Consider the following 7,882-nt stretch of genomic DNA (forward strand, 5'->3'; position numbering starts at 1 on the left):
CTCTCCCCGTCACTATACGGGGAGAGGATGCCGGCAGGCAGGTGAGGGGCAGCGCCCACATTGGTCTTCCCTGCTCCGTGAGGTTGAGGCAAGGCGCGTCAGCGCGCATCGCCAGCACCTATATTTCATATACGGCGCAAAACGTGCGGTGCCAGGCGGTGGACCGCCGCCGCCACAGGGCGCATGGTTCCGCTGTCGCTGGCCACTGTATGGGCGCTGGTGCTTGAGAGTGTCAGCGTGCTCCCGCCCCCGTCGGGAGCAATGCAATGGAAGGACCCCACGGCCCCGCGCTTACTTTCCATGCGTTGCGAAGGGCATTCAAGACATCCATTGCCGAACACCTCATCCCTGAGGCGCAATGGGCGGACCACGCCAAGGCCTTGGTGCGCAAACTCACTGATAAGGCGCATGTCGACAGCGGCCTCGTCGACTGGATCATTCGCAAGTGAAGCAGAAATGGCCGGCGCGAATGCCGGTGAGGCAGTTGCCTGAGCCCGCGCCGGCCATTGGCGACCTGATAAGGGTCCGCCGCCCGGAGTTTTTACCGCTCTGCTAGTGCCGGATCAACCAGGCCGGACGTTTGGTACGGAAGCGGACAAAGGTTCACCGCTCCGCCCTCACCAACGTCCAGATCCAGCCAACAAAGGTCAGCACCAGGAACGGATAGCCGGCGGCGGGCAGCGGTGCAGAGGTGGGCAGCAAGGGCGCGCCCCAGAGGATCATGCAAGCCGACACGACAAACAGCACGGCCGCCACCAGCGCGGTGAGCCGCATCCACAGGGCGAAGGTCTTCGGCGCGCTGACCATGAGCAGTGCGGCCGCCCACAGCGAGATGCCGCCGACATAGGAGGGCACGCTGGCCTCCAGCCCCGCCGCATTGCCCGCCATCAGCAGGGTCTCTCCGGCCAGGAAGGTCAGGAACCCGGCAGCGACGCAGTCGTTGCCCAGCCGCTGGTATTTCATCGTCAGCAGCGCGGTGGCGACCACCAGTGCGGCGCCGTCGATGGTCCAGAGTGTTTCGCGCAGTGGAGCGCTGGCCACGAAGGTGCCGGCCAGGCCGAAGGCACCACCGATGGCGAGGCCGATCGCGGCGACGGTGTCTGATGTGGTGCGCATGTGATGTTTCCCCAAGGCGGGAGAGGATACGCCAGGGTGGGGCGTTCTCCAATGCGCTGTCGTTGTCCGGCGCACATTTGATTTCGGTCAGCGCGAGGCGTGAGGGAGTACAAACGAGATGCTAGTGGTGTTGAAGGGGTGTTCTATGCGCGCAATGCTTCTGACAGAGGGCGCGTTCGGTTCAACGCGCCCTCGTACCTTGAAACGGTCATTTTTCGAGCCGGCGGCGGAATCGATCCAACTGAGTTGATGAGCCACTTATCTCTAGCCCTTGCGCAGTTTTCTTGGTTTTGGCGCCCGCTGAGATGGCCGCGTTTCTTATGTTGCGTTCAATCCCGTCAGCGATATCCCGTTGGACAACTTGCATCATCGAACGAGCCGACGAAAACGAACGGCCTTTGTACTTAAACAAAATGCCCATAGTAGCCTCCTTAGCCTTTGGGTGGGTGCGGGTCGTGTCCGTGTGAATCGCGCTCGCGAATCTGACCGTTCCGGCCATGCACGAGTAGCTCCGTGCCTTGATTGCGGGCGATCCCGCGCCCGGCGTCGATTGCTGCCTTTTGAGTGTCGTGCACCGAAGACGCCCGTTGTGCGCCGGCACCTTTGACTGCCCACCCGCCTGAGTGCGGGACGATATGCTGGTTACGCTTTGTCATCATCAATCCCTCATCTGAAAAGTTGACCCGGCGCCGTTCGGCGCCGGGTGTCGCCACCACTAGGCAGCTTTCGAAGACGTCTCATCGTCGACCGGCGCACCGGCTGCGCTGTATTTTACGGACTCGGCACAGCTCTTGGCATTGTGCTTCGCCGTGTACTCTTCCGACCACACCAGCGTTTCACCGTTCTGCGCCTTGAAACGGATGAAATACTGGTTGTCCTTCGAGAGTAGGATTTCGAAGCGAGCGCCGGTCGCCGACTCTCCGATGGTGGTGTCGACGATCGGGGCATAGAGCGCGTTCGCTTTGACCGAACTGATACAGTTCTGAGCGCTGGCCTTCGCGGTGTAGTTCTCCGACCAGACCATCACCTGACTGCTGTACACAAACTGAACGTGGCACAGACCATTTGCTGAGTCCTTGATCTTGAAGCGATACATGTTGCTCTCCTGCCTTGTAATTGCTAGATTGCAATTGTGCTGATAGTTGGCACGAATCAGGGAGAATTGCAACAGTGAAATTGGAGATGACATGTCGAATCCACGCTTCGACGCCGAAGGGTTCTATTCAGCGTTGGACAGCGTTCGCCAAGCTCGGCGTCTTACATGGAAACAGATAGCTGCTCAGGCAGGGGTTGCTGCGTCTACGCTGACACGAATGGGCCAAGGTAAACGTCCAGACATTGATGGGCTCGCGGCGCTAGCGAGTTGGTCCAAATTGGACGTGAGTAGCTTTTATAGGCCGACAGAAACGAGCGCTCGAAACGCCGAACCGCTAGCGGAAATCACCGCGTTATTGCGCGCTGATAAGAATTTATCTGGAGAAGGGGCTATCGCTTTGGAAAATATGCTGAAATCTGCGTACGAACATTTGAGAAGAAGAGATATAGATGGGGACGAAACTTAGGCACGGATTTAGAGTCGAATCCGAAGAATACGCGGAAGAATATCGACAAGAATTAGGTCTTGAGCGGCACGCGCCGCTCTCGCCGAGAATTCTTTGCGAACATTTGTCAATTCCGGTTCACGATCTTTCTACTTTTCCAGGGGTAGGCCCTATCGAGAAGGCCTTCTTTGCAGGCCCAGGAAACTCATTGTTCTCGGCCACCACCATCCCATTTGGAACTCGCAGAGTTATCCTTCATAATGACTACCAGCACCCAAACCGGCAGCCCTCTAATATAATGCACGAGGTCGCGCACATAATACTGGGACATCCCCCTAAACCTCCGCTAATTGGAGAGAGTTGCCGCAACTACGATGCGAGCGCAGAGTTGGAGGCTAATCAGCTGGGTTTTACGCTTTTGGTCCCGAAGGTTGCGGCACTATTTGCCATCGAAGGATTCTCCTCTTTAGCGGAGGCCGCGGCTTATTATGGGGTTAGCCTGAAATTGCTGACGCATCGCGTTCAAATTACGGATGCGCGCCGTTGGGCGATTAATAGAGCAAGAAAGCGCACTTAGCATAATGCTTACGCCCGCAATTCGCATCTCCATCGACATTGCGGCTAATCTCCACCGCGCAGCGTCAATGCCGCGCTGGCGGGGGCCCGCTGCCTCCGGCAGCGCCCCGCTTTCGAAGCCTGTCATCGATCCACCGGATCGATGACTTGGCGCGCTGTGCGCGCCAACCGGCTTCTCAATCCCCCATCTTCAGCGCCTGGATAAACGCCTCCTGCGGAATATCGACCTTCCCAAACTGCCTCATCCGCTTCTTGCCCTCTTTCTGCTTGTCCAGCAGCTTGCGTTTGCGTGAGACGTCGCCGCCGTAGCATTTGGCGGTGACGTCCTTGCGCAGCGCCGAGATGGTTTCGCGGGCGATGACCTTGCCGCCGATGGCGGCCTGGATCGGGATCTTGAACAGATGGTTCGGGATCAGCTCCTTCAGCTTCTCGCACATCTGCCTGCCGCGCTTTTCCGCCGCCGTGCGGTGTACCAGCATGGAGAGCGCGTCGACCGGCTCCTCATTGACCAGGATCGACATTTTTACCAGGTCGCCTTCGCGGTAGTCGGTCAGGTGATAGTCGAAGGAGGCGTAGCCCTTGGAGATCGACTTCAGCCGGTCGTAGAAATCGAAGACGACTTCGTTGAGCGGCAAATCGTAGATCAGCATGGCGCGCTTGCCGACATAGGAGAGGTCGGCCTGGATGCCGCGCCGGTCCTGGCAGAGTTTCAAGATGCCGCCGAGATAGTCGTCGGGGGTCAATATGGTGGCGCGGATCCACGGTTCCTCGATGGCCGAAATCTTCACCACGTCGGGCATGTCGGCCGGGTTGTGCAGCTCCTTCATCGAGCCGTCGGTCAGAGCCAGCCGGTAGACGACGCTCGGGGCCGTGGCGATCAGGTCGAGGTTGAACTCGCGCTCCAGCCGCTCCTGGATGATTTCGAGATGTAAGAGGCCAAGGAAGCCGCAGCGATAGCCGAAGCCGAGTGCGGCGCTGGTTTCCATTTCAAAGGAGAAGCTGGCGTCGTTGAGGCGCAGTTTGCCGACCGCGGCGCGCAGATCCTCGAAATCGGCGGCGTCGACCGGGAACAGGCCGCAGAACACCACCGGCTGCGCCGGCTTGAAACCGGGCAACGCCTTGGCCGTGGTGCGCTTGTCTTCGGTGATGGTGTCGCCGACGCGGGTGTCGGCCACTTCCTTGATCGAGCCGGTGAAGAAGCCGAACTCGCCGGGGCCGAGCTCGTCGACATTGATGCGGGCCGGCGTGAACACGCCGGTGCGCTCGACCAGATGCTTGGCGCCGGTGCCCATCATGCGGATGGTCTGGCCCTTTTTCAGCACGCCGTCGATGACGCGCACCAGCACGATGACGCCGAGATAGGCGTCGTACCAGCTGTCGACCAGCATCGCCTTCAAGGGCGCGGTCGCGTCGCCTTCGCGCGGCGGCGGCAATTGGTGGACGATGGCCTCCAGGACGTCCGGAATGCCAAGGCCGGTCTTGGCCGAGATCAGCACGGCGTTGGAGGCGTCGATGCCGATCACCTCCTCGACCTGCTCGCGGATGCGCTCGGGCTCGGCGGCCGGCAGGTCGACCTTGTTCAGCACCACGACGATCTCGTGGTTGTTGTCGATCGCCTGGTAGACATTGGCCAGCGTCTGCGCCTCGACGCCCTGGGAGGCATCGACCACCAGCAGCGAACCTTCGCAGGCGGCCAGCGAACGCGACACTTCATAGGCGAAGTCGACGTGTCCGGGCGTGTCGATCAGGTTGAGGATATAGTCCTCGCCATTGTTGGCGCGGTACTTCAGCCGCACCGTCTGCGCCTTGATGGTGATGCCGCGCTCGCGCTCGATGTCCATCGAGTCCAGCACCTGCTCCTTCATGTCGCGCAGCTCCAGCCCGCCGGTCAGCTGGATCAGCCTGTCGGCAAGCGTGGATTTGCCATGGTCGATATGGGCGACGATGGAGAAATTGCGGATGTGGTCGAGGGGCGTGCTCATGGCGCGCGTTTAGCAGGGGTGGCTTGCCCGAGCAAGCGGCAGGCTGCCGCCGCACATGTGGCGCGGCCCGTTGCCCGGCAAGCCGTACAGCCGTTGCCGGGAAAGCAGAGCAGGCGGCTGTCGAGGCAAGCGGCGGGCCATTGCAGGGCAAGCGGCGCGGGCACTTGTCGCCTTTTCCCCCGGATTGCTCGAAAAATCGATAAATTTTAACCACACGCGTTAGAGCATAATTTGTGATCGGCATGTTAGCGGAGGGAAATATCTGATGTAAGGACGAAGGCATGCGGGGGCTTGCAGGCAGTTTTATCGAGTCGCGGAGCGGCTCGTTCGCACCGATACTTGTTCTCGCCTTGATACCGCTGATCACCGCGGTTGGCTTTTCCGTCGACTACACCTCCGCGGTCCAGACCAGGTCGACCGAGCAGGCGGCACTCGACGCCGCGATCCTGTCGATCACCACGATGGACACGGCCTCGACGAAGCCGCAGCGCCAGGTGGTGCTCCAGGATACCTACAAAGAAAACGGCGGACAGGGCACCGCGACCTTGAACAGCTTCGACGTCAGCGCCAACGGCACCGCCACCGCGCAGGCCACCGCGAGTTTCGCCATGAAGACCGTGTTCATGCAGATGGCCAGGATCCCCACGGTGGCGATCGGTGTCACGTCGGCAGTGAACAAGGCGCCAGCTTTGGTGGAGGCGACCTTCAAGGTCACCGGCGTGTCGGGCTACTGGAACAAGACAATGACGCTCTACGGCACGATGTTCGGTGCGAAAGAGGGCAAGCCTCTGATGACGATCGATTACAAATACGGCGGCGGCACGGATCCCAAAGGGTACGGCACCACCACCGTCAGCAAGATCGACAGTCTGGGAGTCGCCACGGTTGCCCAGACGCAGGTTTGCAAGGTCGGCAAAAAGGCGCCTGACGGGGTGACGCTCAACACAGACCAGTTTGGCACGAAATATTACTGTGTCGACACGATGGCTGCCGGCAACACCGCCGGTGCCTCAATCGACGTCAGCCAGATGGCTGGCCTATATCTGCAGATGAACGTCCCATCTGGCAATCCGCAAAACCTCTATTCGAACGATCCGGCCACGTCCAACCGGCTCTATAGCTCGACAAGCAAGGACATCCCCCCGGCCGAAATGGCGACCGGCCAGATCGTTGATATCTTTGGCCTCGTTCCTTGTGGCTCGACAGCCTACCAGGCCTGGGAAGACGGCGGCAACAAGGTCCCGGCGCCCGTCAGCAACGCCGACTTCTTCTACAACGTCACCGGCAAGTGCGACTTCAACAAGCGGCCCAACAACACGCGGCTGACGCAGTAGAAGCTGCTCTTCTTGCCTTCTTCCCTTGTGGGAGAAGGAAGAACGCTAGCGATCACAAACCTGTGAGCGCTGTAACGAAGGCGCCGACAGCGGCGAAGTGGGGATATCAGCGGTGCTTCCAGGCGCCGCTGCCCACGGAGCAAGCCGATGTCCCGCAAGTTCGTCACAGTGTCCAGCCTCTCAGCGCTCGCGCTGGCGGCGTCGCTCGGGGCGGCGGCCGCGCAGCCGCTCAGCGTGGTCGAGCTGTTCACCAGCCAGGGCTGCTCGTCCTGCCCGCCGGCCAACGCCAATCTGATCAGGGTCAAGGACCAGCCCGGCGTGCTGGCGCTGTCGTTCAACGTCACCTACTGGGACTATCTCGGCTGGAAGGATAGTTTCGGAAAGCAGGAATTCACCCGGCGCCAGGTCAGTTACGAGCCGGCGCTCGGTCATGATGGGCCGTTCACGCCGCAAGTGGTGGTCAACGGCCATGCCGATGTCGTCGGCGCCGCACCCGGCGAGATCGAAAAGCTGATCTCGGTGAGCGGCCGGACGAGTGGCCCGGCATTGTCCCTCGATGGCGGCAAGATCAGCATCGGCGCCGGCGCCGCACCTGGCGGCCACGCCGATGTCTGGCTGGTGCACTATGCCAAGGGCGTCGTCGAGGTGCCGGTGTCGCGCGGCGAAAACACCGGCCGCACCTTGCCGCACGCCAATGTCGTGCATGCGCTCGAAAAACTCGGCGGCTGGACCGGCGCGGCCGCGACGTATCCGCTGCCCGCCGCATCCGGCGGCCTGAGCACCGCCGTGCTCGTGCAGTCGCCCGGTGGCGGACCGATCCTGGCCGCCGCGACAAACTAGATCACGCTTCGACAAGAGATTGCGCAACGCCGCATGGAGCGGCGCCGCATAGCACGGCCGCCAAGAGGGCGCGCCTTCACGACCAACCCAAGGAGATCATCATGACCATTTCCCGCCTGACGCTGCCGGCGCTCGCTCTCGCTTTGTGCTCGACGGCGCTGTTTGCCGGCGGCATCGCTCGCGCCGACGACGCGACCAACGCGATGAAGCCGGCTGCAGATGCCATGAAACCGGCCGCGGATGCGATGAAGCCTGCAAACGATGCAATGAAGCCGGCCGATCCGATGGAAACCAATTCCATGAAGCCGGCCGCCGACGCCATGAAGCCGGCGACGGATGCGATGAAACCGGCAACGGATGCGATGGCTCCGGCCAACTAGTTCTGCCGCGTCTCAGCCGTTCATTCACAAGGGCGGCCCTTGGCTCTGCCCCTCACCTGCCTACCGGCATCCTCTCCCCGTATAGTGACGGGGAGAGGATGCCGGTAGGCAGG

Annotated in this window: 10 protein-coding genes; 5 read left to right on the forward strand and 5 right to left on the reverse strand. The window is 61.2% G+C overall.

What is annotated here, in order from left to right; all coding sequences use genetic code 11:
* The first annotated feature begins 266 nt into the window (after positions 1-266).
* Positions 267-449: a hypothetical protein gene (locus EOC06_RS27765; RefSeq protein WP_128309285.1), complete on the forward strand. Its 183-nt coding sequence runs from the start codon at positions 267-269 to the stop codon at positions 447-449.
* Positions 450-603: 154 nt separating this feature from the next.
* Here EOC06_RS27765 and EOC06_RS40335 read toward each other — a convergent pair whose 3' ends face one another.
* The 4 genes from EOC06_RS40335 to EOC06_RS27790 all read right to left on the reverse strand — a co-directional run bounded on the left by EOC06_RS40335 (position 604) and on the right by EOC06_RS27790 (position 2,212).
* Positions 604-1,116 (reverse strand): hypothetical protein, encoded by a 513-nt coding sequence (locus EOC06_RS40335; protein ID WP_164898770.1) that lies wholly within the window; start codon positions 1,114-1,116, stop codon positions 604-606.
* Between the two features lie 208 nt (positions 1,117-1,324).
* Positions 1,325-1,537: a hypothetical protein gene (locus EOC06_RS27780; protein WP_128309286.1), complete on the reverse strand. Its 213-nt coding sequence runs from the start codon at positions 1,535-1,537 to the stop codon at positions 1,325-1,327.
* Positions 1,538-1,547: 10 nt separating this feature from the next.
* Entirely contained in the window at positions 1,548-1,772 is a 225-nt protein-coding gene (locus EOC06_RS27785; RefSeq protein WP_128309293.1) for a DUF2188 domain-containing protein, read from the reverse strand.
* 59 nt (positions 1,773-1,831) lie between these two features.
* A complete protein-coding gene (locus EOC06_RS27790; RefSeq protein WP_128309287.1) occupies positions 1,832-2,212 on the reverse strand; it encodes a DUF1508 domain-containing protein in 381 nt (126 codons plus the stop codon).
* Positions 2,213-2,661: 449 nt separating this feature from the next.
* Between EOC06_RS27790 and EOC06_RS45180 the strand changes: the two genes are divergently transcribed.
* A complete protein-coding gene (locus tag EOC06_RS45180; RefSeq protein ID WP_128309289.1) occupies positions 2,662-3,234 on the forward strand; it encodes an ImmA/IrrE family metallo-endopeptidase in 573 nt (190 codons plus the stop codon).
* A gap of 175 nt (positions 3,235-3,409) precedes the next feature.
* On the opposite strand, the gene lepA is transcribed toward EOC06_RS45180, so the two are convergent.
* On the reverse strand, positions 3,410-5,215 hold the full coding sequence (lepA, locus tag EOC06_RS27805; RefSeq protein WP_128305633.1) for a translation elongation factor 4: 1,806 nt from the start codon (positions 5,213-5,215) through the stop codon (positions 3,410-3,412).
* A gap of 281 nt (positions 5,216-5,496) precedes the next feature.
* Between lepA and EOC06_RS27810 the strand changes: the two genes are divergently transcribed.
* The 3 genes from EOC06_RS27810 (at position 5,497) to EOC06_RS27820 (ending at position 7,769) form a co-directional block, all read left to right on the forward strand.
* Entirely contained in the window at positions 5,497-6,549 is a 1,053-nt protein-coding gene (locus EOC06_RS27810) for a TadE/TadG family type IV pilus assembly protein (protein WP_128309290.1), read from the forward strand.
* Positions 6,550-6,696: 147 nt separating this feature from the next.
* The gene (locus tag EOC06_RS27815; RefSeq protein ID WP_128309291.1) at positions 6,697-7,389 is read left to right on the forward strand and encodes a thioredoxin family protein; all 693 of its coding nucleotides are present in this window, start codon (positions 6,697-6,699) and stop codon (positions 7,387-7,389) included.
* A 101-nt stretch (positions 7,390-7,490) separates the two neighbouring features.
* Positions 7,491-7,769: a hypothetical protein gene (locus tag EOC06_RS27820; protein ID WP_127808528.1), complete on the forward strand. Its 279-nt coding sequence runs from the start codon at positions 7,491-7,493 to the stop codon at positions 7,767-7,769.
* Positions 7,770-7,882: the final 113 nt, after the last annotated feature.

This window comes from Mesorhizobium sp. M7A.F.Ca.MR.362.00.0.0 (genome assembly GCF_004023175.1).
Classification (GTDB): Bacteria; Pseudomonadota; Alphaproteobacteria; order Rhizobiales; family Rhizobiaceae; genus Mesorhizobium.